Consider the following 22,858-nt stretch of genomic DNA (forward strand, 5'->3'; position numbering starts at 1 on the left):
CCTGTGCTGAGCGTCGTCATGTTCCTGCCGCTGGTGGTGTGCGCGGTGCTGCCGTTCCTGCCGCGCACCCTGCCCGAGCGGGCGTACGTATGGGTGTGGATCGCCACCGCTGCCGTGGACCTGGCCCTGGTCGTCGGCCTGTGGGCCGGGTACGACACCGACGGAGGGATGCAGTACGAGCAGCGGGCGCGCTGGATCCCCAGCGCGGGAGTCGGGTACCACGTGGGCGTCGACGGTCTGTCCCTGCCCCTGGTCGCCATGACCTGCCTGCTGTTCCTGGCCGTCGCCGTCCATTCCCTGCGCGAGAGGCGCCGAGTACGCTCGTACGTCTGCCTCTTCCTGTTTCTGCAGACCACCGCCATCGGTCTGTTCGTCGCCCTCGATCTCATCCTGTTCTTCGTCTTCTTCGACCTCTCGATCGTCGGCATGTTCTTCGTCATCGCGGGATGGGGGCACGGCGAACACGCTCGGGCCGCGGCGCTGAAGTTCTTCCTTTACACCTTCGTCGGCTCGCTCGCCCTCCTGCTCGGCTTCATCGGCCTGTACCTGGCGGCCGACCCGCACACCTTCGACATCGTCGACCTCACCCGCGTGAACCCGCTGGCCGGACGCGGCCCGTACGCGGGCCTGGTACTGCTCGCCATCGGCGTCGGACTGGCGATCAAGACTCCGACGGTGCCCTTCCACACCTGGCTGCCGCCCGCCCACACCGACGCCCCCGCCGCCGGCTCGGCGATTCTCGCCGGAGTCCTGCTGAAGATGGGCACGTACGGGTTCGTCCGCATCGCCATGCCCCTGCTGCCCGGCAGCTGGCGCCACTACGCGCTCGTCATCGTGATCGTCGGAGCCGTGTCCGTCGTCTACGGGGCCCTGGTGGCGTTGGCGCAGACGGACTTCAAACGCATGATCGCCTACACGTCGGTCAACCACATGGGCTACGTCGTCCTGGCCGTCGGCGCCGCCGGGACACTCGCGGGCAGCGACGCCCAGGCGCGCACCTTGGCGGTGACCGGAGCGGTCACCCAGATGATCAGCCACGGCCTGATCACGGCCACGCTCTTCCTGCTCGCCGGCGTGCTCTACGACCGCGGACACACCTACGCGATGTCCTCGTACTCCGGACTGGCCGCTCACGCCCCGCGCTTCGCGGCGGTCACCGCGGTCGCCGCGTTCGCCAGCCTCGGCATCCCGGGATTCTCCGGCTTCATCGCCGAATTCCAGATCTTCACCGGCAGCCTCGCCTCCCACGCGGTAGCCACTGCCATCGCCGTGACCGGCATCCTGATCACCGCCGCCCTGTTCCTGACCGCACTGCGGCGTATGTTCCTCGGCGCCCCCCGCCTGCCCGAGACCATCCCCACCGGCGGAATCCGCGACCTGAGAAGGGCCGAGGTCCTGTCCACGGTGCCGCTGCTCGCGGTGGCCCTCGTGATCGGCGTCGCACCGCGCTGGCTGCTGGACGTCGTCGAACCGGCCAGCCGCACCCTGACCGGCCTGGTGGCGCGGTGAACGAGAACCTGGCCGCCCTCATCCCCGAGACCGCCCTCCTCGGCGCCGCCGTCATCGGCCTCCTGACCGGCTCCTGGCTGCCCCGCCGACGCCAGTGGCTCGTGGCCGTACTCGCAGCCGCCGCCTGCGCGACCGGCCTGACGGCCACCGCAGTCACCATGGCCACCGGCGGCGAACAAACGGTCTTCGCCGCCGCGTTCGCCGTCGACGCCGTCACCGGCATCGGCCGGCTGATCGTTCTCGTCGCCCTGCTGCTGATCATCGGCATGTCGGTGGCGACCGTAAGGGGTCACAAGCGCGAAACCGAGTACTGGGTACTGCTCCTGATGACCGGTGCCGGCACCCTCGCCCTCATCGGCGCGAACGACCTGCTGATGCTGTTCGCCGCCTACCTGCTGGCCGGCGTCCCCGCCTACGCACTCGCCGGTTTCGCCAAGGACGCCCCCGGCACCGAAGCCGCCCTGAAGTACTACCTGATGGGCGCCCTGCTGGGCATCACCATGCTCGCCGGCACCGCGCTCCTCTACAGCGCCGGCCATGCCACCCACTACAGCGAACTCGCCAGGACCCTGCCCTCCGCACCGTACGGGCTCGTCGCCGTCGGGCTCGTCGGCGTCCTCGCCGGTCTGCTCTTCAAGATCGGCGCGGTCCCGGCCCACTTCTGGGTGCCCGACGTCACCGACGGGGCACCGGCACCCGTCGCCGCGTACGTCACCACCCTGCCCAAAGTCGGTGGTCTGATCGCCGGTTACCGACTGCTGCACCAAGCGATTGCCGACAGCGACGTCAACTGGTCGCTGCTCCTCGCGATCCTCGCCGCGGTCACCATGACCCTGGGCAATCTCGCGGCGTTCTTCCAGACCTCTGTCAAACGCCTGCTCGCCTATTCCACGATCAGCCAGGTCGGCTACCTCCTCATGGCTGTGGCCATCACCACGCGCAGCGACACCGCCCAGCAGAGCCTGCTGCTCTACCTGGCCGCCTACACCGTCACCAACCTCGGCGCCTTCGCCGTCGTAACGGCACTTCCCCGGGCCCGTGCTCTCGCCGACTACCGAGGCCTCGCCCGCCACCGACCCGGCCTCGCGGCCGTACTCGTCGTCTGTCTGCTGGGCCTGGTCGGCACGCCTCCCACCGGCGTCTTCCTCGGCAAGCTGGAGATCTTCACTGCGACCATCGACGGCGGCCACACCTGGCTCGCCGTCCTCGCCGTCGCCAACACTGTCGCCTCTCTCTTCTTCTACCTGCGCTGGCTCGGACCCGTGTTCCTCACCACGGACGCCGCACCCGGCGATGCGCGTGCGGGCTCGGCACGCCTGCTCGCCGTCACCGCTTACCTGGCAGCCGCCCTCTCTCTGTCCCTCGGCATCGCCGGGCAGGCTGTCCTCAGTGCCGCCGAGGGACCGCTGCTGCGGTGAAGTCGCGTCCCATCCTTCGGATGGCGGTCGACGTCCGCGGAGACACTGAGCTCCTGGCTACCTTCACCCGGATGACGATCGACTGGATCGAGGAAGCTCGACGCCTGGCCCATGGGTTGCACGCAGCGGGTTGAAAGACAAGCTCAGATCGTGAGCCAGGCCCGGGAGGCGGCGAACTCACGCAGGCCGGCGGCTTTGTGGTCGTTGAGGAGGCCCTATGTTGCTCAAGCGGCAGCACAAGGCGGCAGGAGATGAGGTCGGTTGGATGTGACGGCAACTCTCGCGGGCGACGCAACGTTTGAGGCAGCGGATGCTTTCGCTTCTCGGCATGCCTTCTTTTGTGCGTCGTTCGAGACGGAGACGTGTACGGGCATCTCGGCGAAAACGGGTCACGACGATGCGGAAGAGGGCGGCGTAGGCCTGCAAGAGTGCCTTGCGCAGCACGGGATCGACTCCGACGAGCACGGCCTTGAGCCGGCTTTTCGCCGGTGTGCGGCCCTCACGGCAGACTCCTTCGCTGACCGCAGCACGCGCATGTCGGCCACCTACGCCGCCGGCCGCTTCAGGCGGTCCTCGCACGTCGAGCGCTGAACGGTGCGGAGGCGATGCACCCCGTCGCGTCGCCTCCGTGTCCGGCCCCGTGACGCCCGAGGGCGGCACCCCTCCCGTGATGCCGCCCTTCGACGCGTACGGCCGCTCCGGGGCGCGTTCGTGTCAGAGTGAGCCTGCAGGCGTCCGCTCCTTCGGGACGGAGTCCTCGTCCGATGTCCCCCAGCACTCCACCTCGCCGCGCAGGCCCGGCACCTGGTCCTTTCGGAAGACCGGGTCGAGGCCCTGGCTGCGCTGGGCCATGTAGTCGTCGAGGAGGCGGAAGGCGACCGCGCCGAGGGGGACGATCGCGATCAGGTTGACCAGGACCATCGCGCCCATCGTGACGTCCGCGAGGCTCCAGACCAGCGGGACGGAGCCGATCGCGCCGAGGACGGCGCAGGCGATGACCACGGCGCGGTACGAGTGCATCACGCTCTTGCTGCGCGTGATGAACTGGATGTTGGACTCGCCGTAGTAGTAGTTACCGATCATGGAGCTGAAGGCGACCATGAAGACCACCAGGGTCAGCAGGTGACCCGCCCAGTCGCCGAGCGTGCTGGTGAAGGCGGACTGCGTGACGTCCGCGCCGCCGCGCTCACCGAGGGTCGGGTTGGCGGACAGGATCACGAAGGCGGTCATGGTGCAGATGACCAGGGTGTCGAAGTAGACGCCGAGGGTCTGGACCAGGCCCTGCTTGACCGGGTGGGTGGTCTCCGCGGACGCGGCGGCGTTCGGGGCGGAGCCCATGCCCGCCTCGTTGGAGAACATGCCGCGCCGCACGCCCTGCAGGATCGCCGTACCCACGGCGCCCCCCGCGACCTCGCGGAAGCCGAAGGCCCCGCCGATGATGTCGCCGAGCATGCCCGGCACGCTGCCCAGGTTGAGGAGCACGATGACCAGACCGACCAGCAGGTAGAGCCCGGCCATCACCGGGATGATGACCTTGGTGACGGCAGTCAGGCGCTTCACTCCGAAGAACACCGCCAGTGCGAGCAGCACGGCGAGCACAATGCCGAGGACGGGGTTGAACCAGGAAGCGTCCGAGTCGAAGGAGCCCTTCGTCGCCACCGTGATGGTGTTGGACTGCACCGCCGTCAGCACGAACCCGAACGTCAGCGTGATCAGCACGGCGAAGACCACGCCGAGCCAGCGCATTCCGAGCGCCTTCTGCATGTAGTAGGCCGGGCCTCCTCGGTATGTACCGGGTTCGGTGTCGCGCACCTTGTACAACTGCGCCAGGACCGACTCGACGAACGCCGAGGCACCGCCGATCAGGGCCATCATCCACATCCAGAAGACGGCTCCGGGGCCGCCCATGGTGATAGCGGTGGCCACGCCGGCGATGTTGCCGGTGCCGATCCGCGCGGCGGCGGAGATGGTGAAGGCACCGAAGGGGCTGACGCCGGACTGCGGCTTGTCCTTGAAGACCCGGAACATCTCCGGGATCAGGCGGATCTGCACGCCCTTTGAACGCAATGTGAACCAGACGCCGACTACGGCGACCAGCGGAATCAGCAGATATGTCCAGAAGGCGTCGTTGAGGTCGACGACCCAGGCTTCCAACGTGCTCATGCGAGTGCTTCCCGGTTCCTCGTGAGTCGGGGATTCGACCCGGCTTCCGCATGCGCACAGGTCGTGTACGGAACGGACGGCCGGGCCGGATGGCGCGGAGGCAAAGGCTCCGCAAACCCCAGGACCCTAGGCTGGCGTCGTAGCCCCTGCCTATAGTTTCTGAACGTGCTCTACCTCACACGAATCTGGCACCGGCGAGAAGCCACTGGGCGGACCGTCGTCGGAACTGGTCGTCGGTGCCTGCCCCGCGGTCACCGGCGCCGTTGGCAGGGGAGGGCCACCGCGTCGGGGAGTCCGCGACGCCTGCCCGCCCCGCGCGTCCGTCCGGGGCCCGCCCCTGGTCCGTCACTTTCGCCAGAACAAGTGGTGCGTCACGCCGCTCAGGGCCGGTCCCGGAGCCGCCGCCGGTGGGGTGCGGGGCGAAGGGGCCGTGCAGGGCCGCCCATTGCAGGAGCAGGACGGTCTTGCCGTCGGTGATGCGGCCGTCGCGGGTCATGTCGAGGGTTTCGGTGAAGGGCAGCTCGATGACTTCGATGTCCTCGCCTTCCTCTTCTACTCCGCCGCCGGTTCCGGTGCGGTCGGCGGGGGTGTAGGGGGCGGCGAAGAAGTGGAGGCGTTCGGCGACGGACCCGGGGCTCATGTAGGCGTCGAGGACGTGGGTGAGCGGGCCGAGGGTGACACCGAGTTCCTCGGCCGCCTCGCGGCGTATCGCGGTGTGCGGGTCGTCGGCGTCGAGGAGGCCGGCCGCGGCTTCGACGAGCATGCCGTCGGGGTGGTCGTTGACGTAAGCGGGGTAGCGGAACTGGCGGGTGAGCAGGACCCGGCCGCGTGCGGTGTCGTAGGGCAGGACGACGGCGCCGTTGCCGCGGTCGTACGTCTCGCGCACCTGTGTTTCCCAGTGTCCGTCGCGGCGGCGGTAGTCGAAGGTGGTGCGGCGCAGGACGTGCCAGCCCTGGGAGGTCAGCTCGACATCGCGCACCCGGACGGCGGGGTTGCGGTCGAGGTCGCGCCCGGCTCGGTCGAGCCCGGTACGGCCGCGGTGGTCCGGGGTGTCCACACCGGGGCGGGGCTTCACGCGGCCCCCTGTCGGTCGAGGGCCGGGATCTGCGCGATGTCGTGGTAGACGGGCAGTCCGCGGCGGCGGGCGAGGGCGACGTCCTGGTCGGCGCCGGTGGAGTCGCCGGGCAGCCGCAGCACGGCGTCGCAGCGGGCCAGCAGGCGCTCGGCGGTCGGGTACAGCACATGGTCGGCGAGAGGGTCGGTGGGAGCCGCGCCGGCCGAGCGCAGAACGGGCAGGGCGATCCACTCCCCGATGACGGGGAGGTGCCCCGCGGCGAACGGCGCCCTGACCGCTCTCGCATCCGCCTTCCTCCACCACGCCGCCGACGGAAGCGGTTCCTCCGGCCGAGCTCGTGCACGGTAAGCGGTGAGACATCGAGCGTCTGCCGGTGCCCTACCACGGAAACCCGCTGCACAGCCTCTGCTCCGCCCCATCGTGAAGCTGGGAAGAGCTCATTGAGCTTGACCGGCAGCCGTCAGTCGTAGGGGAACTCCGCCACGGCATCTGCATGTGCCTTGACCCGCCGAACCCCAGAGCTTGACTCGGCCTCCATCGTGGGGCTCCTGTCGTGCCTGCTGCTTCCCGGCGAAGCATTACGTGAGCCCAACTACGGGAACTGCTTCTCCTCGCGGCCGATATCGTCGATCGGGCCGAGGATCGTCCAGCCAGGGCCGAGGGGGCGGGTGGAGCGAAAGCCGTGGGCGTCCGCGTACTCCTCGGCCTCCTCCGCGGTGTCCTTGGGGGCGCGCATGATCGTGTAGCGCGGGGGGTCCTCGTGGTAGAAGCGGTAGAACGTGCGGCCCTCGTCCTTGGACTGGTAGAGGATCACGCTGACGCCCCAGAGGGCGTCGTACACCTTCTGGTCGCGCGGAGGCGTCGTCGTACACGTGTCGGAGGGGCGGTCGGGCTCGCGGACGCAGGTCCGGTACCCGCTCCAGTCGATGCGTTCGGCGCGGGGGTGTTCCGCGATCAGCTCCCTCATCCGGGCATCGGCCCGGGCGAAGGCGTCCTCACGGCGGTTGTACTCCTGCTGCAGCCGGTTGAAGCGCTGCTCGTCGAGGCCGCTGCCGAACTGGTCCTCCAGGCCCGCGAGGACGGCGACCCGCCAGGCCAGGTACCCGGCCGTCACGACGAGCAGCGTGATGGCCAGGACCCGGCCCGGCGAGCGCCTGTGAGGCATCAGGTCGGCGAGGTCAGAACGTGCCGCTGATGGGGATCTCGATGTCCGCCTGCGCGATCGCCGGGGGGTACTTCCCGTCGAACCGGTCATAGTGCTGGAGCGTAAACCAGTCGATGAAGCCGTACTCCGTGATCTCGTCGTCCGGGTCGAGACCGAAGTGGTCGTAGGAGTGGAAGACGAGCTTGCCGGAGAAGGAGTTGCCCTCGACCTTGTAGTCCTTCAGCGTGATCGTGTGGCCGTGGAACTGGTGGATCGCGATGGAGAGGGCACGCTGGTTGGCGTCCCAGAGCGAGAAGTCGTACACCGGGTACTTCAGGTCCTGGCGGAGGAACTCCTGGAAGAGGAAGTTCTTGGAGAGGTCCTCTTGGACCTTGAGCTGATCGGTGCGGCCCTTGTTGTCGATGAGGGACTGCTTGATGATCTGGATGGCCTTGTCGGTGTAGGTCTTCTCTTGTGGCGAGTCGCCGACGGCGCGGGAGAGGGCCGTGCCGGAGCCGCGGTAGAGGAAGCGGCCGGGGTCGAAGTTGTCGTCGACAGTGACCGTGCCCGCGCTCTGGCCGTCGCGGCCGTAGCGGAAGGCGTCACGGAGGTCGTCGACGGACTGCGCGTAGTCGGTGTCGGCGCCGAACTTGCCGAAGTTCATGATGTCGTTGAACTCGGCCCACATCAAGGACTCGGGCGTGATGCGGGCGACCCAGAACTCCCAGCCGAGGTCGGTGAGTTCGCCGAAGTCGTAGTCGTTGAAGGTGAGGTCGTCGGCGACGCGCGGGTCGGCCGGGACGGGCGGGTGCTGGGGGTCGGGGGCCTTGCGGCGGCCCTCGCGGAAGGACGACTGGTGGATCAGCATGTCGGTCGGGGGCGGGTCGCTCGGGGCTCCGCCGTCGGCGAGGATTCGCTTGCCAGGGGCCGTGGGACCTGCCTTGTCGAAGGAGTGGCTGTCGAGGACGACGTACTTGGCGGAGCCGCCGGCCGTGGCGGTGACCGTGATCGTGCTGCCGCTGCGCTGCTGGCCCGACTGCTTGACGAGGTGGCGGGCCTTCTCGTCGTAGCGGTAGAGGGCCGGTGCCGTGCCCTCCATACGGTCGGGGTCGAGACGGAAGGTGAGCCTTGCGGCGCGGTCCGCGGGGGCGGAGACCTGGAAGCCGTTGCCGAGGTAGCCCGGAGTGGACTCCGGGAATTCCCGCTGCTCGGCAGGGAGCTTGGTGACCTGGAAGCCGCCGACCTGCTTGGCGCGCAGGTCTTTGAGCGTGGCCTCGGCGGCGGTGGCGCCGCCGTCCGCGCGGCGGGTCACGTCGAAGGCGGAGTTCTTGGCGCGGGGGGAGGCGTTGAGCCGCATCTCCTCACCGTCTTGGACGCCGTCGCCGTCGGTGTCGGCCTTGGTGGGCTCCGTGCGGAGCTCCAGTTCGCGGGCGTCCGCGAGGCCGTCCTGGTCGGTGTCGGCGCGGGTGGGCGTGGTGCGCAGCTCGAGCTCGCGGGCGGCCGTGAGGCCGTCCTCGTCGGGGTCCTCGGCGCCGTCCTTGGTGCCGTCGCCGTCGGTGTCGGCCTTGAGCGGCGTGCTGAAGCGGTAGCCGAGCTCGGCGAAGTCGGAGAGGCCGTCGCCGTCGGTGTCCTCGGACTTGGGGTCGAGCTTGGCGCGCACCTCCAGGTCGTCGGGGAGGCGGTCGCCGTCTGTGTCCTCCGTCGGCGAGATGCCGTGCTTGGCAAAGGACGCCCAGGTCGGGGTATCGGCCTTGGCGCCGGGCTCGGCGCGATACCAGACGGTCTCGGTCCTGCCCGGCTGGAGGGTGTTCGTGGGGCCGAAGCCCTGGAGCGTCGTGCGCGCGTCCTGGGCGGCGAGCTTCGCGGCGGAGGTGTCCGTGATGCGGTCGGAGAGTTCGAAGGTCAGCGACCATTTGGAAACGGGGTGATCGGAGACGTTCTCGAGCTGGAGCCGGGCGACGTACGAGCCCTCCGTCGTCGCACTGCCGCGGAGGGCGGCCGGAACCTGGCTCCACGCCGCGTCGCCGGGGGCGATCTGGCGGTAGGAGACGTCGACCGTGTTGTCGCGGTAGAGCGTCGCCCCGTCGGTGGCCGCGCCGTCGCCGGGGGGTCCCGCGGCGGCGGGCACGGCCGTGCCGAGGAGAAGGAGTAGAGCCGCGCCGAGGGGCACGGTGGCGCTTCTGTTCATGGGGCCTCCCATGTCTGAAGCCATGTCTGGAGACATGCCTGTTGTCCCGAAGCTGCTGTTGTGCCACGGCAGTTCGCGGGGAAGCTAACAGATGTGGGGGATGGTTCCCAAGGTGTGGCGGAGGCGAAATTGAGACGTTTGGGAGGTCCGTAACGAGCTCGTGCGCGGTTGGCGGTGAGACGTCGCGGACTTCGGTGTGGCCCGTGGCCACGTCTGTCGTGCCAGGTTCAGATCTGCTGTCCGCTGGTGGGAGACCAAGCTGGCGATGGCTTGGATGGTGTGGCTCACATGCCCACAGCCTTCCGAAGGCGCCGTGGGCACCCGAGCTGCAGAGGCCTCCCATCGAGACGGCTTCGAAGAGCAGGTGCCCAGACCTCTTGTTCTGCGGCGGCGGCTGAGTTGTGCGGAGCGAGCTGTCGAGGACTACGCCGACGAAATCGCCGTGCCCGGAACACTCTCCGGCACCGTTTCCGAGGCCACCGCCGGGCTCGTTCCCACGCCCGAACCTCCCGCCGATTCCCCAAGGCCGGGCGGCCGGACACCGGCAAGCGCGGGGAGCGCCCGCCGGCCCAGGTGCGGGCATCGAGCGCAGCGCCGCCTTGCCGGCCGCATAGACGCTGGTGTCCACCATGCCGATGACGTTCGCGAAGCGAGCTTCTGCACAGTGAAGAAGGCACCCCTCGGCGCCCCATCCCCACTCGGTGCCGAAGGTCGCCGTGCCCAACGCCAGCACCCTCGCAACTGGTCAGTCATGAGAGTCAGGCGGGAGTGGATTTCCCTCGAGCCAGCGACGCACCTGCTCCGCCTCCTGCTGATGCCCGAGACCGTCCAGCAACTGCGCCTGCGACCCCAGCACGCCGTGGAGTCGAGGGAAAACTGAAGGCAGTGTGCCGAGATGGCGGCGATACAGTTCCTCGGCCTCCCGTGTCGCGCTTAGCGCCGTGAGCAGCTCACCGCCCGCCATCAGGGTGAGGGCCAGGACAGAAAGCGAGTCGGCGAGGTTGGGTTCGAAGGCGGCGGGGTTGTCGGCGGCGAGCCTGCGCCGAATCTGCACTGCCTCTTCAGCGGTGGTGAGGGCTTCCTCATGGCGCCCCGCTGCCGACAGGTGCTTACCTAGGTTGGTCAGCGCGGCGGCCAGGTTGGGTTCGAAGGCGGCGGGGTTGTCGGCGGCGAGCCTGCGCCGAATCTGCACTGCCTCTTCAGCGGTGGTGAGGGCTTCCTCGCGGCGCCCCGCCTCCGACAGGTGCACGCCGAGATTGGACAGCGCGGCAGCGAAGCTGTGCTCGAAGGCGGCGGGGTTGTCGGCGGCGAGCCTGCGGTAGGTCTCCACTGCCTCTTCAGCGGTGGTGACGGCTTTCTCGTGGCGCCCCGCCTCCGCCAGCCAGATGCCCAGGTTGGACAGCGAGCGCGCGAGGTCTGGCTCGTAGACGGCGGGGTTGTCGGCGGCGAGTCTGCGCCGGATTTTCACTGCCTCTTCAGCGGTGGTGAGGGCTTCCTCGCGACGTCCCGCTGCCGAGAGGTCCACACCGAGGTTGGACAGCACGGCGGCAAGTTTGGGTTCGAAGGTGGCGGGGTCGTCGGCGGCGAGCCTGCGGCAGATTTGCACTGCCTCTTCGGTAGTTGTGAGGGCCTCTTCGCGGCGCCCGACCTCCGACAGTCGGCCGCCGAGGTTGGTCAGCGAGTCGGCGAGCCTGGGTTCGAAGGTGGCGGGGTCGTCGGCGGCGAGCCTGCGGCAGATTTGCACTGCCTCTTCGGTAGTTGTGAGGGCCTCTTCGCGGCGCCCGACCTCCGACAGCCAGATGCCCAGGTTGGACAGCGAGTCGGCGAGGTCGGGTTCGAAGGCGGCGGGATCGTCGGCGGCGAGCCTGCGCCGGATCTCCACCGCCTCTTCGGTGGTGGTGAGGGCTTCCTCGCGGCGCCCCGCCTCCGCCAGCCGGCTGCCGAGGTTGGACAGTGAGCGCGCGAGGTCTGGCTCGAAGGCGGCAGGGTTGTCGTGGGCCAGTTGCTGGTTGGCCTGGGCGAGGAGGCTGGTGAGCCGCAGGGCGAGGGGCGCGGTGATGCGAGAGGGGTAGGGAAGCGCGGCCGCAGAGGTCTGGACGGCCTGGTGGTCGAGGGGGGTGGTGCCCAGAACGGTGTCCAGAGTGTGCAGGACGTGTTCGCTGTCGGTGGTGCGACCGCCGTTGTAGTGGGCGATGGCTGCGCGGGCCAGGGTGGTGACGGTCTGAGCCTGCTGAGCGGGGGTGCCCGCGATGAGGAGAGAAGGCAGCAGGTTGCCGTGTTCTTCGATGGTCCGTGAGGCGTGGTACTCAGCGACGCGGTCGGGTTGCAGGGATCCCCAGTAACGGTCTCGGCCACCCGGGTACAGGGAGGCCAGCCAGGCTGTGGCGGATGTGTGCTGATGTTCGGGCAGGCCGGGCAGGGCGGTGATGACGCGCAGGGCCTCGTCCCGGGTTGCGGCCCCGCACAGGGCCGCCGTCGCGACGGCGGCGCCCAGGGTGGGGACGGGCAGGGCGAGTTTGTAGGCGGGGGTGGTCGCGCTGGCTTCCCAGAAACGTTCCTCGTGTTTGAGCAGCGTGCGTTCCGGCGGGGTGCCGGGAGGTGTGTCGGCGGGTCGGGGGCCGTGCTGGAGGAGGGCGACCAGGGCGGTCATCTGCAGGGTGAGCGCGTTGTCGTAGCCGGGGTTGTGCAGGTCGGCCGGGGGGCGGAGTGTGCCGGCCAGGGCTGTCCAGTCGTGGGCGGGCAGGGTGGGTACCTGGGGCAGCAGGCGGGCGAGGTCGCCGGCGGCCTGCCGGAAGGTGTCGTGCCGGTCCTGCGCGTGTCCGTCCGCAGGGGTGAGCGGACCGAGTCCGACGACGGGGGCTTCTTCGAGCAGGTCCCGTACGTCGGGGAGGGCCTGGAAGGAGCCAGTGCGCCATTGGCCGTCGGAGCGGGCGAGCAGCAGTAGGCGCACGCGGTGGCGGGAGCGGTGCAGGTGGGTGATGAGGCGGCGTAGCAGACGGGGACGGGTCTCGGCGTAGTCGAGGACCAGGAGGAGGGGCAGGGCGGTGTTGAGAGTGGTGAAGTCGGGTGGGGTGCCGTCGATGGCGGGATCGTCGGTGAGGTCGGAGCGCACATGTCCGGTGGCCCAGCCCGCCCAGGAGAGGGTGTCGGTGAGGTGGCGGGCCAGGCGGGTCTTGCCCTGTCCGCCGGGCCCGGTCAGCACTCGTACCGAGATGGCCGGTGGTCCGCTCTCGCACCAGGTGCGCAGGTCGTCCAGTTCGCGATCGCGGCTGTGGAAGGCGACGGCTTGGGCGTCCGCGCGCAGCAGCGCTGCGGGTGAGCGGAAGGTGCGGTCGACGGCGGCGGGGGTGAGCAGGGTGGCGGGTTCGACTGGTTCGAGGACGGGGTCCCAGCCGGTGTGCTCGGTGATGAGGGTGCGGAAGTTGGGGTCGGCGAGGAGGTTCGCGGCGGTGGTGGCGGTCAGGCGGCTGCCGCCTGTGTCGGCGCGGCGGTCGCGGCGTACGACGCCGCACAACATGTCCCCGCCGTAGCCGTCGTCGGCCAGGAGGGCGGCTCCGGACATGCCGGACCAGCGGGTGCCGGAGCCGGCAGGGCCTTCGTGGGTGGGGGTGGTGCTGGTGATCTCATAGCGGCCGGCGAGGGCGCCGGTGCCCGGGGCGATCGAGCCGGTCAGTTGCTCGTCCAGGCGCCGGCCGTCTTCGGAGCCCTTCTGCAGACGGGGGAATCCGGTTGCGGTGACCGGGTGGGGGCGGGTGCCGATGAGCAGTCCGTAGCGTTGGGGCGGCCGGGTCAGAAGGTCCGCAAGGGACTGGGGGACCTGCCAGTCCTGGCCGTCGGTGACTTCGACCAGGGCGGCATCCACCTTCTTGTCCGAGCGCTGCCAGCGCACGGTTGCCGAAAACTCCCGCCCGCCGGTGTCGGGCAGGCAAACCGTCACCGGGGCTCGCGCTGCCTGGTCCGCCCCCTCCAGAACGTGAGCCGCAGTCAGGACCAGGCGTGGCGCGATCAGATAGCCCGAGCCGAACCCCCGTCTCCCGGTGCCGGCCTTGCTGACCCGGATCTGGGCCCGGCGGTCCAACTCCACGGACAATCCCCCTGTCTTCGGTTCTCCGTGCGGTGATGCGGGTGAGGCGGGGCTACTCGGCGTCGCTGACGTCGATGTCGCCCCCACCGGGACGGTGCGGGGTCAGTTTCACGGTCACCGTGTGGGTGGCCTTGCGGCCGCTCTCCTTCTTGCCTCCCAGGCTGATCACGCTCCAGCGCAGACCGCCGTTGACACCCTTGGTGCCGGTCAGCTCCAGACCGAGGTCCAGCGTGATCTCCCCCAGCGTGAACAACACCCCCTTGTCGCCCGGCCCTGCCGGGGCGGCGATCCTGTCCTGAGCCTCGGCGATCTGGTCCCGCAGCAGGGTGACCGCGTCCGCCAGGTCCATCCACTCCTCGTCCGCTCCGCTCGCACTGCTCATCTCGTCCCCCTCCGTCTCGACCACACGCCCTCCCTCCCGGCTGGAAGAAGGGCGTACCCGGCTCTTTGTCCACGTGCCAACCATCAGAAACGGTTCCCTGCTCGGCGTGTGCGGGCGGCCAGCGATATCTCGAGAGGGGACAGGTCGGTCAGTACTGGGCCCTCGGTACTGGTGGGCTCGCGTATTCCAATGTCGCGAGTTCCACGTGCGCCCAAGCGGTGTTGGTCACTGTTCGGGTCTGCCGGGAGCGGTTCCCGGCAGGTGAACAGGCGCACCAGCACTTCGCAGCCGAGGTCGCGCGCTGGCGCGAGGTGCGCGGCACGTCGAAGAAGGTGCTGGGGGAGAGGATGGGCTTCCATCCGTTGTACGTCAGCCACATGGAATCCGGCCGCACGAAGCCCAGCGAGGATTTCGCCGGGCGAGCCGACGAGCACCTGCTACCTGATCCGCATCAGCGTGGACCGGCACCTCGGCGAGCCCGAGGGTTCCGACGCCCACTACCTCACCGCGGTCTGCCGGGGTGAGGCCATGCGCTGGCAGGCCAAGCACGACCGGGACGCCTTCAAAGAGATCTGGTCGAGTATGCCTACACAGTCGGTGAGGAGAAATGGGGCCACTGGTTGCAGCGGGCGGTCCGGCTTCCCACGGGGCACCTCGAAGTCGAACTGGCGTTTCCCGCAGCACTCGATCCGGCCGTGTGGGGCACCGTGACGTCGATGACCTCCGAGGCGTCCCCGCTGAACTCGGTACCCACCCGGCGCGAAGAGGACGGCACCACCGTCTTCACGTGGTCGACCGGCCATCCGATCCTGCACGCCCGCTATCGTCTTGAATGGCGCTTCCGAGCGGTGCGAACACAACGCGAATCAACCTGAGTCCACGTGGACGAGGTGCGGCCCAGCGAGCAGATGCGCAACCTCGGCGTAGTCCAGGAAGGCGCCCCCGTCCTTGTCGAGCCGGCACGACCCTTCTCGCTCCCCGCCGAGCGTGAGGCCGCCGAGCAAGCCGTGGAGAGCCTGTTCACCTCCATGGAGCGCATCGCGGGAGTCCATACTTCGCCAAAGGGATGGGCATCGCGGCCCCGCAGATCGGCATCGGCCGGGCCGCTGCCGTCGTCCAGCCCGCCGAACCGGAAGCGGGCGCGATCGTACTCCTCAGTCCCCGAGTCATAGCCGCCTCGCAGGAGACCGACGAGCAGTACGAGGGGTGCCTGTCCTACGTCGAGGTGCGCGGCCTCGTCCCCCGCCCCCTCCGGGTCACGGTCGAGACCACGACACTCGACGGGGCCACGGTGACCACCGATTACGAACGCGGCCTCGCCCGTCTGGTCCAGCACGAGATCGACCACCTCAACGGCCACCTGTACACCTCGCGGATGCGCCCTGGAATGCAGCCAATTTCCGTGACCGAGTACCGGCAGACCGGACGGGCCTGGCCCTACGAACGTTGAAACTGAGGTGAGCCGGGCCCCCGCGCTCGGGGATGCGGGGACCCGGAAGTCGGGTGAGGTAGCACCGGCGGCCAGGGATTGCGCGGGCCCCTGCCGCCCGGGACGCATGGCTGCGGCGGACCGCCGGTGCGTTCTCCCGGCCGCGCGCTTGCCCAAGGAGCGGAGGCGGACGGTGACAGAACCGGCACTTCGGATGTTCTGCCCGAAGTGGGCTTGCCCGTCGCGTCGGCACCCGGCCTGAGTGTCGGGTCAGTACCGGCCTCGCCGTGCCGCACTCAGTCTCCACCTGGGCGCGCAGGTCCAGCACTTGGGCCTGAACGTCTGGATCGTCCGGAGCCTGCTCCGCCGTCCGGACGACCTGCGCCAGCCCGTCCCGCTCAGTTCCGCCGACGAGGGCCTCGTGCTCCCAGGCGGTGCGCAGCCGTGCCAGCCAGACAGGCCCCTCGCCGGGGACGGGCTCGGGGGCGGGCGGGCCTCCACACCAGCGTGTGCAACACGACGGCCAAGACGAACGGGTCGACACAGGGCATGACGTCCGCCTTCCCCGAACAATGGGCCGCCGCCTGCTGGTCGCGTCGCGGCTGTGCCCTGAGCGACGTGACCCGCCGGCGAGCACGGTGTCCCTGCCCGGCCGCCGCCTACCTGCCACTGCCCCTACGGTTCGCAGGCACGGTCCGTTTCGCAGGGCCCACCTCGGTGCTGGCCTGGTCCCTGGAGCTCGACTCCGCTCTGGCGGACCTGCACCGACGGGTGTGGGAAGCGGTGGCCTCGGACAGTCCACCAGGAACGCTGAGCCCGTTCCACAGCCCTCGGGACTGGAACCCGCACATCACCCTCGGCCGGACACGGCGGGCAGGCGCGTTCACCGGCCGACACGTCCCCGGCCTGTTGCCGGCGCCGCCTCTGTCCGCCCGACTCACCACCCTGCGCAGCTACGACACCGTGACCGGCGCCTTGGAAGTGCTGGAACCCCGCCTCTGAACGAACTGCCGTCACCGGGCGCATCCGAGGGCTCCGCGCAGGCGGACGGTGTGTTCTGGTACGGAGCACGCCGGAGGGCCCCGCAAACTGTCCGGGGCCCACTGGCGGCAAACGTCGGCTCGTGCTGCTTGTACTACCAGCGATACCAGCGGCTCCTGCGGCCGCCGCTCTCGGCGGAACGGATGACGAAGCCCAGCAGCCAGACCACCAGCACGATCACCGCCACCCACCACAGTGCCTTCAGTGCGAAGCCCGCGCCGAAGAGGATGAGGGCCAGCAGGAGAACGAGAAGCAAGGGAACCATGTATATCTACCTCCGCTGCTCCTCGTGCCCGCCAAAATTTGGAGCACGCGGTCTACTGCAATTGCTGTCGGCCGCTCTGCCCGTACGTCTGGGTATGGGAAACCGTCAGTCGGCCGTGGATCGTGTCGGATGAACTGTGGTCGCTGGTCGAGCCGTTGCTGCCGAAGCCGGGTCCGAAGAAGGTCCAGGGCAGACCACGGGTGCCGGACCGGCAGGCGCTGTGCGGGATCCTGTTCGTCCTGCACACCGGCATCCAATGGGAGTACCTGCCCAAGGAGCTCGGCTTCGGCTCGGGCATGACCTGCTGGCGGCGCCTTGCGGCCTGGAACGAGGCCGGCGTCTGGGACCAGCTGCACCAGCTGCTGCTGAACGAGCTGCGGTCGAAGAACCAGCTGGACTGGGAACGGGCGGTGATCGACTCCTCCCACGTACGGGCCGCACGCAGGGCTGTTGCCCCCTGCTCGACAAGATTCCCGCCGTCGCGGGCCGGGTCGGCAGACCCCGTCGGCGCCCGGATGCACTGCTGGCCGACCGCGGCTACGACCACGACAAGTACCGTCGCCTGCTCTGGCGGCCAGGCATCCGCCCCGTGATCGCGAAACGGGGCGAGCCGCACGGTACTGGCCTGGGCATTTTCCGCTACGTCGTCGAGCGCACGATCGCCTGGCTCCCGGCTTCCGCCGCCTACGCATCCGCTGGGAGAGACGCGACGACATCCACGAAGCCTTCCTCGGCCTCGCCGTCTGCCTGATCACCCACCGCCACGTCCAACGCCTTCGTTAGGACCTCTTGCTGCGGGCACCCCGCTCGGTTGCCCCGTCCAGGGCGTGAACCCGAGGCGCGGTGTCCCACGAGGTCGCCGCGGACCTACTACTACCGGGCACGAGCCAGGACTTGATGTCTCTCGGCACGTGTAATTCGACCGCGCCGGGCAACCGGTTGGAGAGCGCAGGAAAACAACACACAGGAACGCGACGCTTCTGGAGGTACCATGTCGAGCTACAGCAGAACAGGCGCCCGGAACCCGAGCAAGGCGAACGGACTGGCAATCGCCGGCCTGGTGTGTGGGATCGTCGGCCTGCTGATACTGCCCATCATCCTCGGCCCGCTGGCGATCGTCTTCGGTGCCGTGTCGCTGCGGCGGACCGGCTCCACGATGGCGAAGTGGGCCATCGGTCTGGGTATCGCCGACATCCTTCTGATGATCCTCATGTTCGCGCTCGCCGCCGGTAACGGCGGCAGCTTCACCTGGCACTTCGGCTGATTCGTCCCCGGCTCCAGGCAGGAAGTCCCTCGACCGAACCTCGCCGAGCCGGTCCGCACTCTGCCCTCGACCGCACCTTCCCGGGATCCCGCCCTGGGTGGAGTGTGCCGTCCAGGGCGCCGACCTCGGCGTTGCCCATGTCGGTGAAGGCGTGGTTCATCCGGGCGGCTCGGCCCGCCGGGGTGAACGCCCGCCCGAGAGCGAGCGTGTTCGCGTGGTAGTGCCCGAGAGCGGTCTCATCCGTGCGGAACTCCGCGTACGGCTTGCTCCCCGGCTCGAACACCAGGCAGCAGCCGGTTGGCAGGGCGCCCGCCTCGAAGACACGCGTCAGTGGCTGACGGCGAGAGGGCGGGCCTCAGCAACGTTGACCGGCGCCGGATGCGCCATCATGGCGAGGTGATCGCTCTCCTAGGGCCGTCCGCCTCGTCGCCGGGGCCGCCGCGTGTGTACATGGTGCCCGTGCCGCACTTGGGGGGCGCGGTGAGGATCGACCAGTTCGCCCAATGTCACGGCGCAGGCGGTGCCGTAGCGCTCGACGAAGCGCTCCCGGTAGTCCCGTAGGTACGCCGGCATCGTCCACTCCGGGATGATCGCCCAGACCACGGTGGCATACCGGCACACCTCCCGGTCGGCCGCCTCCGGTACGACGAACTCGCAGGGTATGCGCAGATCCACGTGGAGCGGCTGCCGGGCGTGCGCGTCGCTGTCCGTGCCGGGGACGTCGAGCCGGCGGACCTCGTCCAGGAGCCGCTGCCGGGAGTCGCCGCCCAGTGTCGAGGGACCTCCTGGCGCCGTGCACAGGTCGCCGCCCTTCGGGGTCCGCGTGCGGCCCAGCGCGGTCGCGCCTTCGCCACTCGTCAGCCCGGCCAGGCTGCGGGCCAGCGCGCCGCTGGTGACCCGGACCGCCTGACCGAGGAGGGGATCGGAGACGAGCTGTCGCGCCCCGGGAGCGGCTCGGCGGCGTCGACCGTGGCCAGAGCAGCGCCCCGCGGTCGGCTCGCGATGCGGACGAGCACGGGCTCCCGTACCTCGAATGCCGCGGATGATCGCTGGGTCTCGGACTCCGCCGCCAGTGTGTGCTCCTCGCAGTCGTTCGGAAGAGCGGGGCGGACCCGAGCCCGCCCCGTCCGCGAGAGCCCCGACGGCCCTCAGTCCGTCAGCGACAGATGGGGCAGCGGGTGCCGATCGCATAGTTGCTCGGCGAAGTGAAGGTGAGTGCGTGGTGCGTGCATCCCAGAAGCATGCGTACCGAGATCGTTCTGTCCCACGAAACCCTCGAGCTCAACCTCGACCTGGGTCTGCCCCTCTCCGGTCTCCCGGAGCAGGCCGAGTCGTTCGGTCAGGACAGCCAAGGCCTCCGGGCCCCCGGCAGCGGCCGGTGGTTTCCCCGCCACAGCCCGAGGGCAACCGCGCTCGCTGGTGGGGGCGCGGTAGAACGTCCCGGGACGAGGTTCACCCGTCCCGGGCTGCGCGCCGGGCGGATCGGCGGCGGAGCCACAGGGGAAGGGCGTACCACGACAGGGCGAACCAGGCCATCACACCGCCGACGAGCAGTTTCGCCAGGATTCCCGGTACAACCACGTGCAGGATCAGGAGGAGCGTGCACCCAATGGTCATGGCCATCAGCAGCATGCCGCACAGCATCAGGCGATGCGCCACCTCCACCATCTCGTCCTTCATCCGCTGCCCCGACAGGAAGCGGTGGATGGAGACCGGGGCGATCAGGCAGGCGGTGGCCGTGGCACCCGAGACCACGGTGAGGACGTAGACGGCGTGCTCGAACGTTCCCAGGTCGTGGAAGAGAGGTGTGAAGGCGACACTGAGCAGGAAGCCGAAGAGGATCTGGACGCCCGTCTGAGCGACGCGCGTCTCCTGCATGATCTCGTTCCACCGGCGGTTGACGCGCTCGCGTGGCGTCTCCGGAGCCTCGTCCGGGGCCTCGGGGCCGTGTCCTCCGCACGCGTCGCAGCCGCTGGGAGTCGCCTTCGACCAGGTGATCGGCTCAGTCGTCATGTTCGTCGCTCCCCTCCCGTTCAGGAACGTGCATGTGCCCGTTGACGCCGTTCACATGCAGCGGGCATCTGACGATTCTTCTGAGGGGCCGGAGCGACTGTGCGCGACTCCGACGACCTGATTCGCCGTCAGCGGGCGGCGCTGGAGTCGGCCGACCGCCCGTGGGCGGTCTCGTCCCGGACGAGCAGGGACAGCAGAGCGGCCACGGTCAGCCCCGCTTCCGCGGGGTGGCGCAGAACCCTGTCCGGCTCGATACGGTAGATGTTGCTGCGCCCGTCGCGGGTGTGGGAAAGGTAGCCGTCCTGTTCCAGGTCCGAGATGATCCGCTGGACGGCGCGCTCGGTGAGTCTGCAGTGGACGGCGATGTCGCGGATCCGCACGTTCGGTTTGTCGGCGATGGCCGCCAGCACACGCGCGTGGTTGGTGACGAACGTCCATCCGGAGTGAGATTCAGGCACTTCAACCATGTACAGCATTCTAGGGACCGTCTTTGCGTGACAGCCAATACATGACATCCTTTTCGTGCTAGGGGTGACATGTTCCGTCCCCGTGGGAGACGTAGGAGGGACCCGAGGGTGTCTTGGGATGAAGCGGTCGCAGGGTGCTCGCGCCACACCGGCCGGAGTCGGCCCCCGGCCCTGGACCGACCGACGCCAGCGCAGTACGCGATGCACGGCGCCTGGGTCGTCGGCGCCCGGGGCGCGTACGACATGAACTCGGTCGAACCGCTGGCCGACGCACTGAGAGAAGCGGCCGAGAAGAGTCCGAAGGTGGTCCTGGACGCGTCCGGCATCACTTTCGCCGACTCCACCCTGCTGAGCCTGCTGATTCTCACGCACCAGGCGACCGACTTCCGGGTGGCCGCGCCGACGCGGCAAGTGCTGCGCCTCTTGCAACTGACAGGTGTCGACGGCCTCTTGAAGGTACGGGCGACGGTGGACGAGGCCGCTGTCGCCTAGGGCACCGTGTGCCGGGCTCCGGCTGAACGTAAGTCGTGTGGCTTGGAGCTGATGATCGCGGGCATTCGACGTTCTGCATGGCCCCCAGCTGCGGACCGTGACTGTCAGGCGTGGTGGAGACTGTCCCTTCCTCTCGACGCGGTCAACCGCGTCGAGAGGGGGACTGAAGGGAGAGGGAAGGTGTCCATGATTCTGCCGGCGCAGAAGGAGCTGCGCGCCGTGCTGGCTCGGTTCGCTCAGGCGCGCATCGACCACGACGTACGTCCCAGCGGCTGCACGAGCAGGCTCCTCGAAGACGTCACGTACACACTGTGCGTGATGACTGGAGCCCGTACCGTCGAACAGGCTCTGTCCACGGCGGACAGGCTTCTCGAACAGTTCGCCGAGCGCACCGTCACCCCCATGGGGGCCGAGGCCCTGGCCGCGTGAACCGATCGGTCCACGGCGATGCGGGCCGGGAACCGTGAAGCATCTGGATGCGTCGACGGAGCGGCGGCGGACTCGAGCACGTGAGGAAGTGAAAGTCAGATATGAGCGACATACGGCTTCGGCAGCGGGATGAGACGATGGGTGGGCCGGCCGCCGACGTCCCGGCGCCGCAGTGGCGGAACCTCTTCCTCGCGCCCGACTGGGGTCCTGGTGATCAGGTCGTCACCGAAGAGGCGCGCAGCCGGTCCGAGCACCTCACCGGAGCACGACGCCCGCGTGGCGGTCGCCGATCGGGTCGACGGAACGCGTGAGCGTTCGCCCGGACACGTCACCCGGCAGTCGACCGGAGCAGCCCGGACCGAGACGTGCGGTCAGGCCTCACCCGGGTCGTGCACGGTGGTGAGGTCGGCCAGGCCCGAAACCTCCAGCACGGGCGCCGGGAGCGGAGTGGCGATGAGCTGGATCCGATGGATGTGGCGGAAGAGGACGCTCAGACCGGCGCTGTCGAGGTACTCGACCTCGGTCAAATCGATGACGAGCGGACCGTCCGTTGTCTCGATCGCCCTGGCGAGCGCGTCCGTGTTGCTCATGTCGATCTCACCGACGGCTGTCAGCTGAGTGACAGCGTCGGGCCGTCGACCGGGCGTCAGGGCCAGGAGCGTGGTCATGATGCGGGTCTTCTCCGTCGTGGGCCTCGACCAGGTCTTCACGTTCCACCCCGACACCGAGGCGGCCATCCCTTCCTTGGGACAGTGACCGCCGGGTCAATCGAGGGCGATGCGCGCGGTGATGCGCTTGCCGGACGGCTCGCGCCGGACGTCGACGGCCTGGCTCAGCGCCGCCACGATCTCCAGACCATGCTGACCCACCCGGGCGGGATCGGCGGGCTTGGGAGCCGGCAGAGTGGTGTCACCGTCCCGCACGGTGACGGTCACCGTGTCATCCGCAAGGCTCAGGGTGAGTTCGATGGGATCGGCCCCGTACTTGACCGAGTTCGTGATCAGCTCGCTCACCACCAGGTGGACCGCCTCCGACGCGCTCTCCGGAAGCGGCGACCGCCGGCCCCGCTGTGAGCGGGCGAGGTATTCGGTCGCGAAGTGACGGGCGTCGGCGATGCGCAGCGCCTCCCGCCGATACCTCACCGAGGCCGTCCGCGGATCCGCACCGACCGGTGTCCGCTGTACCGACGAACCGTCCAGTCCGGTCTCACCCATGCCAACCGCCACATTACTCCCGAGCCATGCACGCGCGCCGGCGCCTCCCGCGCGATGAGAACATCTTCTGTGTCCCTACGACAGTTCCGTTTTCCGTCGGTCACCGTACCCGTCGACCGGTGAGGAAGCGGCGGCCTGAGGTCCGGGTCCGGGCCTCAGGCCGTGCTGAGCATGCCTTTGCGCAGGCGGGCCAGCAGGCGCGAGATGAGCCGGGACACGTGCATCTGGGAGACGCCCAGGCGTTCGCCGATGTCCTTCTGGGTCAGTTCCTCGACGAACCG

General features: G+C 69.2%; 23 protein-coding genes and 3 pseudogenes. 12 read left to right on the forward strand and 14 right to left on the reverse strand.

Annotated elements, in window-relative coordinates:
* Positions 1–3 precede the first annotated feature (3 nt).
* The 3 genes from AMK11_RS16935 to AMK11_RS16945 all read left to right on the forward strand — a co-directional run bounded on the left by AMK11_RS16935 (position 4) and on the right by AMK11_RS16945 (position 3,518).
* Complete coding sequence (locus AMK11_RS16935; protein ID WP_073727858.1) at positions 4–1,509, forward strand: complex I subunit 4 family protein; 1,506 nt, start codon at positions 4–6, stop codon at positions 1,507–1,509.
* Positions 1,506–2,927 (forward strand): NADH-quinone oxidoreductase subunit N, encoded by a 1,422-nt coding sequence (locus AMK11_RS16940; protein WP_073727860.1) that lies wholly within the window; start codon positions 1,506–1,508, stop codon positions 2,925–2,927. Before AMK11_RS16935 ends, AMK11_RS16940 begins: the two co-directional genes overlap by 4 nt.
* Before the next feature lie 261 nt (positions 2,928–3,188).
* Complete coding sequence (locus AMK11_RS16945; protein ID WP_143194585.1) at positions 3,189–3,518, forward strand: hypothetical protein; 330 nt, start codon at positions 3,189–3,191, stop codon at positions 3,516–3,518.
* Positions 3,519–3,641: 123 nt separating this feature from the next.
* Here the strand turns inward: AMK11_RS16945 and AMK11_RS16950 are convergent, their stop codons facing one another.
* From AMK11_RS16950 to AMK11_RS16980, 7 genes and pseudogenes are all read right to left on the reverse strand, one after another.
* A complete protein-coding gene (locus AMK11_RS16950; protein WP_073727864.1) occupies positions 3,642–5,090 on the reverse strand; it encodes an alanine/glycine:cation symporter family protein in 1,449 nt (482 codons plus the stop codon).
* Between the two features lie 409 nt (positions 5,091–5,499).
* Positions 5,500–6,165 (reverse strand): annotated as a pseudogene (locus AMK11_RS16955) (NUDIX domain-containing protein); the annotation flags it as partial.
* Positions 6,162–6,584 carry a DUF4406 domain-containing protein gene (locus AMK11_RS39220; RefSeq protein WP_443333927.1) on the reverse strand — a complete coding sequence of 141 codons (423 nt, stop codon included), beginning with the start codon at positions 6,582–6,584 and terminating at the stop codon, positions 6,162–6,164. The gene AMK11_RS39220 and the pseudogene AMK11_RS16955, both read right to left, overlap by 4 nt.
* Before the next feature lie 173 nt (positions 6,585–6,757).
* Positions 6,758–7,330 (reverse strand): hypothetical protein, encoded by a 573-nt coding sequence (locus AMK11_RS16965; protein ID WP_198941383.1) that lies wholly within the window; start codon positions 7,328–7,330, stop codon positions 6,758–6,760.
* A 13-nt stretch (positions 7,331–7,343) separates the two neighbouring features.
* On the reverse strand, positions 7,344–9,497 hold the full coding sequence (locus AMK11_RS16970) for a DUF3289 family protein (protein ID WP_073727868.1): 2,154 nt from the start codon (positions 9,495–9,497) through the stop codon (positions 7,344–7,346).
* A 745-nt stretch (positions 9,498–10,242) separates the two neighbouring features.
* On the reverse strand, positions 10,243–13,668 hold the full coding sequence (locus AMK11_RS38975) for a tetratricopeptide repeat protein (RefSeq protein WP_079187483.1): 3,426 nt from the start codon (positions 13,666–13,668) through the stop codon (positions 10,243–10,245).
* Complete coding sequence (locus AMK11_RS16980) at positions 13,634–13,987, reverse strand: trypco2 family protein (protein ID WP_241846997.1); 354 nt, start codon at positions 13,985–13,987, stop codon at positions 13,634–13,636. Before AMK11_RS16980 ends, AMK11_RS38975 begins: the two co-directional genes overlap by 35 nt.
* Before the next feature lie 308 nt (positions 13,988–14,295).
* Between AMK11_RS16980 and AMK11_RS38555 the strand changes: the two genes are divergently transcribed.
* From AMK11_RS38555 to AMK11_RS39120, 4 genes are all read left to right on the forward strand, one after another.
* A complete protein-coding gene (locus AMK11_RS38555; RefSeq protein ID WP_241847010.1) occupies positions 14,296–14,487 on the forward strand; it encodes a helix-turn-helix domain-containing protein in 192 nt (63 codons plus the stop codon).
* A 96-nt stretch (positions 14,488–14,583) separates the two neighbouring features.
* The gene (locus tag AMK11_RS38560) at positions 14,584–14,838 is read left to right on the forward strand and encodes a hypothetical protein (protein ID WP_241846998.1); all 255 of its coding nucleotides are present in this window, start codon (positions 14,584–14,586) and stop codon (positions 14,836–14,838) included.
* 191 nt (positions 14,839–15,029) lie between these two features.
* Positions 15,030–15,413: a peptide deformylase gene (locus AMK11_RS16990; protein ID WP_241846999.1), complete on the forward strand. Its 384-nt coding sequence runs from the start codon at positions 15,030–15,032 to the stop codon at positions 15,411–15,413.
* A gap of 528 nt (positions 15,414–15,941) precedes the next feature.
* On the forward strand, positions 15,942–16,394 hold the full coding sequence (locus tag AMK11_RS39120) for a 2'-5' RNA ligase family protein (protein ID WP_338012649.1): 453 nt from the start codon (positions 15,942–15,944) through the stop codon (positions 16,392–16,394).
* Positions 16,395–16,527: 133 nt separating this feature from the next.
* Here AMK11_RS39120 and AMK11_RS17000 read toward each other — a convergent pair whose 3' ends face one another.
* On the reverse strand, positions 16,528–16,698 hold the full coding sequence (locus AMK11_RS17000) for a hydrophobic protein (protein WP_073727872.1): 171 nt from the start codon (positions 16,696–16,698) through the stop codon (positions 16,528–16,530).
* A 119-nt stretch (positions 16,699–16,817) separates the two neighbouring features.
* Between AMK11_RS17000 and AMK11_RS36890 the strand changes: the two are divergent.
* A pseudogene (locus tag AMK11_RS36890) lies at positions 16,818–17,481 on the forward strand (IS5 family transposase).
* 208 nt (positions 17,482–17,689) lie between these two features.
* Positions 17,690–17,962, forward strand: coding sequence for a DUF4190 domain-containing protein (locus AMK11_RS17015; RefSeq protein ID WP_073727874.1), 273 nt, complete (start codon positions 17,690–17,692; stop codon positions 17,960–17,962).
* Positions 17,963–18,370: 408 nt separating this feature from the next.
* Here AMK11_RS17015 and AMK11_RS17025 read toward each other — a convergent pair whose 3' ends face one another.
* Positions 18,371–19,153 carry a lantibiotic dehydratase gene (locus AMK11_RS17025; RefSeq protein ID WP_073727876.1) on the reverse strand — a complete coding sequence of 261 codons (783 nt, stop codon included), beginning with the start codon at positions 19,151–19,153 and terminating at the stop codon, positions 18,371–18,373.
* A gap of 50 nt (positions 19,154–19,203) precedes the next feature.
* Here AMK11_RS17025 and lanA point away from each other — a divergent pair.
* Positions 19,204–19,296, forward strand: a pseudogene (gene lanA, locus AMK11_RS38980) (SCO0268 family class II lanthipeptide); the annotation flags it as partial.
* Positions 19,297–19,414: 118 nt separating this feature from the next.
* Here the strand turns inward: lanA and AMK11_RS17035 are convergent.
* Positions 19,415–19,975, reverse strand: a complete 561-nt coding sequence (locus AMK11_RS17035) for a DUF6328 family protein (protein ID WP_073727878.1) — start codon at positions 19,973–19,975, stop codon at positions 19,415–19,417.
* A gap of 128 nt (positions 19,976–20,103) precedes the next feature.
* Positions 20,104–20,442 carry a helix-turn-helix transcriptional regulator gene (locus AMK11_RS17040; RefSeq protein WP_073727997.1) on the reverse strand — a complete coding sequence of 113 codons (339 nt, stop codon included), beginning with the start codon at positions 20,440–20,442 and terminating at the stop codon, positions 20,104–20,106.
* A 201-nt stretch (positions 20,443–20,643) separates the two neighbouring features.
* Between AMK11_RS17040 and AMK11_RS38570 the strand changes: the two genes are divergently transcribed.
* Together AMK11_RS38570 and AMK11_RS17050 are read left to right on the forward strand one after the other, a co-directional pair.
* Positions 20,644–20,934, forward strand: coding sequence for an STAS domain-containing protein (locus tag AMK11_RS38570; protein ID WP_274535672.1), 291 nt, complete (start codon positions 20,644–20,646; stop codon positions 20,932–20,934).
* 186 nt (positions 20,935–21,120) lie between these two features.
* Complete coding sequence (locus tag AMK11_RS17050; RefSeq protein WP_073728001.1) at positions 21,121–21,363, forward strand: DUF5133 domain-containing protein; 243 nt, start codon at positions 21,121–21,123, stop codon at positions 21,361–21,363.
* A 371-nt stretch (positions 21,364–21,734) separates the two neighbouring features.
* Here AMK11_RS17050 and AMK11_RS17055 read toward each other — a convergent pair whose 3' ends face one another.
* From AMK11_RS17055 to AMK11_RS17065, 3 genes are all read right to left on the reverse strand, one after another.
* Positions 21,735–22,031, reverse strand: coding sequence for an STAS domain-containing protein (locus tag AMK11_RS17055; RefSeq protein ID WP_073727880.1), 297 nt, complete (start codon positions 22,029–22,031; stop codon positions 21,735–21,737).
* 96 nt (positions 22,032–22,127) lie between these two features.
* Positions 22,128–22,577, reverse strand: coding sequence for an ATP-binding protein (locus AMK11_RS17060; protein WP_079187485.1), 450 nt, complete (start codon positions 22,575–22,577; stop codon positions 22,128–22,130).
* A gap of 155 nt (positions 22,578–22,732) precedes the next feature.
* A partial coding sequence (locus tag AMK11_RS17065; protein ID WP_241847011.1) for a sigma factor-like helix-turn-helix DNA-binding protein occupies positions 22,733–22,858 on the reverse strand: 126 nt, incomplete at its 5' end.

Origin of the sequence: Streptomyces sp. CB02414 (assembly GCF_001905385.1) — a bacterium.
In the GTDB taxonomy this organism is placed as follows: domain Bacteria; phylum Actinomycetota; class Actinomycetes; order Streptomycetales; family Streptomycetaceae; genus Streptomyces.

What these genes read in the sequence shown, in the direction of transcription:
- AMK11_RS39220 (WP_443333927.1), bottom strand. Translation starts at nt 6,584, where the DNA reads ATGGGGCGGAGCAGAGGCTGTGCAGCGGGTTTCCGTGGTAGGGCACCG.
- AMK11_RS39120 (WP_338012649.1), top strand. Translation starts at nt 15,942, where the DNA reads ATGACGTCCGCCTTCCCCGAACAATGGGCCGCCGCCTGCTGGTCGCGT.
- AMK11_RS17050 (WP_073728001.1), top strand. Translation starts at nt 21,121, where the DNA reads ATGATTCTGCCGGCGCAGAAGGAGCTGCGCGCCGTGCTGGCTCGGTTC.
- AMK11_RS16965 (WP_198941383.1), bottom strand. Translation starts at nt 7,330, where the DNA reads ATGCCTCACAGGCGCTCGCCGGGCCGGGTCCTGGCCATCACGCTGCTC.
- AMK11_RS16970 (WP_073727868.1), bottom strand. Translation starts at nt 9,497, where the DNA reads ATGAACAGAAGCGCCACCGTGCCCCTCGGCGCGGCTCTACTCCTTCTC.
- AMK11_RS17040 (WP_073727997.1), bottom strand. Translation starts at nt 20,442, where the DNA reads ATGGTTGAAGTGCCTGAATCTCACTCCGGATGGACGTTCGTCACCAAC.
- AMK11_RS17015 (WP_073727874.1), top strand. Translation starts at nt 17,690, where the DNA reads ATGTCGAGCTACAGCAGAACAGGCGCCCGGAACCCGAGCAAGGCGAAC.
- AMK11_RS17000 (WP_073727872.1), bottom strand. Translation starts at nt 16,698, where the DNA reads ATGGTTCCCTTGCTTCTCGTTCTCCTGCTGGCCCTCATCCTCTTCGGC.
- AMK11_RS17025 (WP_073727876.1), bottom strand. Translation starts at nt 19,153, where the DNA reads ATGCGATCGGCACCCGCTGCCCCATCTGTCGCTGACGGACTGAGGGCC.
- AMK11_RS17035 (WP_073727878.1), bottom strand. Translation starts at nt 19,975, where the DNA reads ATGACGACTGAGCCGATCACCTGGTCGAAGGCGACTCCCAGCGGCTGC.
- AMK11_RS38570 (WP_274535672.1), top strand. Translation starts at nt 20,644, where the DNA reads ATGCACGGCGCCTGGGTCGTCGGCGCCCGGGGCGCGTACGACATGAAC.
- AMK11_RS17060 (WP_079187485.1), bottom strand. Translation starts at nt 22,577, where the DNA reads ATGGGTGAGACCGGACTGGACGGTTCGTCGGTACAGCGGACACCGGTC.
- AMK11_RS16990 (WP_241846999.1), top strand. Translation starts at nt 15,030, where the DNA reads ATGGGCATCGCGGCCCCGCAGATCGGCATCGGCCGGGCCGCTGCCGTC.
- AMK11_RS17055 (WP_073727880.1), bottom strand. Translation starts at nt 22,031, where the DNA reads ATGACCACGCTCCTGGCCCTGACGCCCGGTCGACGGCCCGACGCTGTC.
- AMK11_RS16950 (WP_073727864.1), bottom strand. Translation starts at nt 5,090, where the DNA reads ATGAGCACGTTGGAAGCCTGGGTCGTCGACCTCAACGACGCCTTCTGG.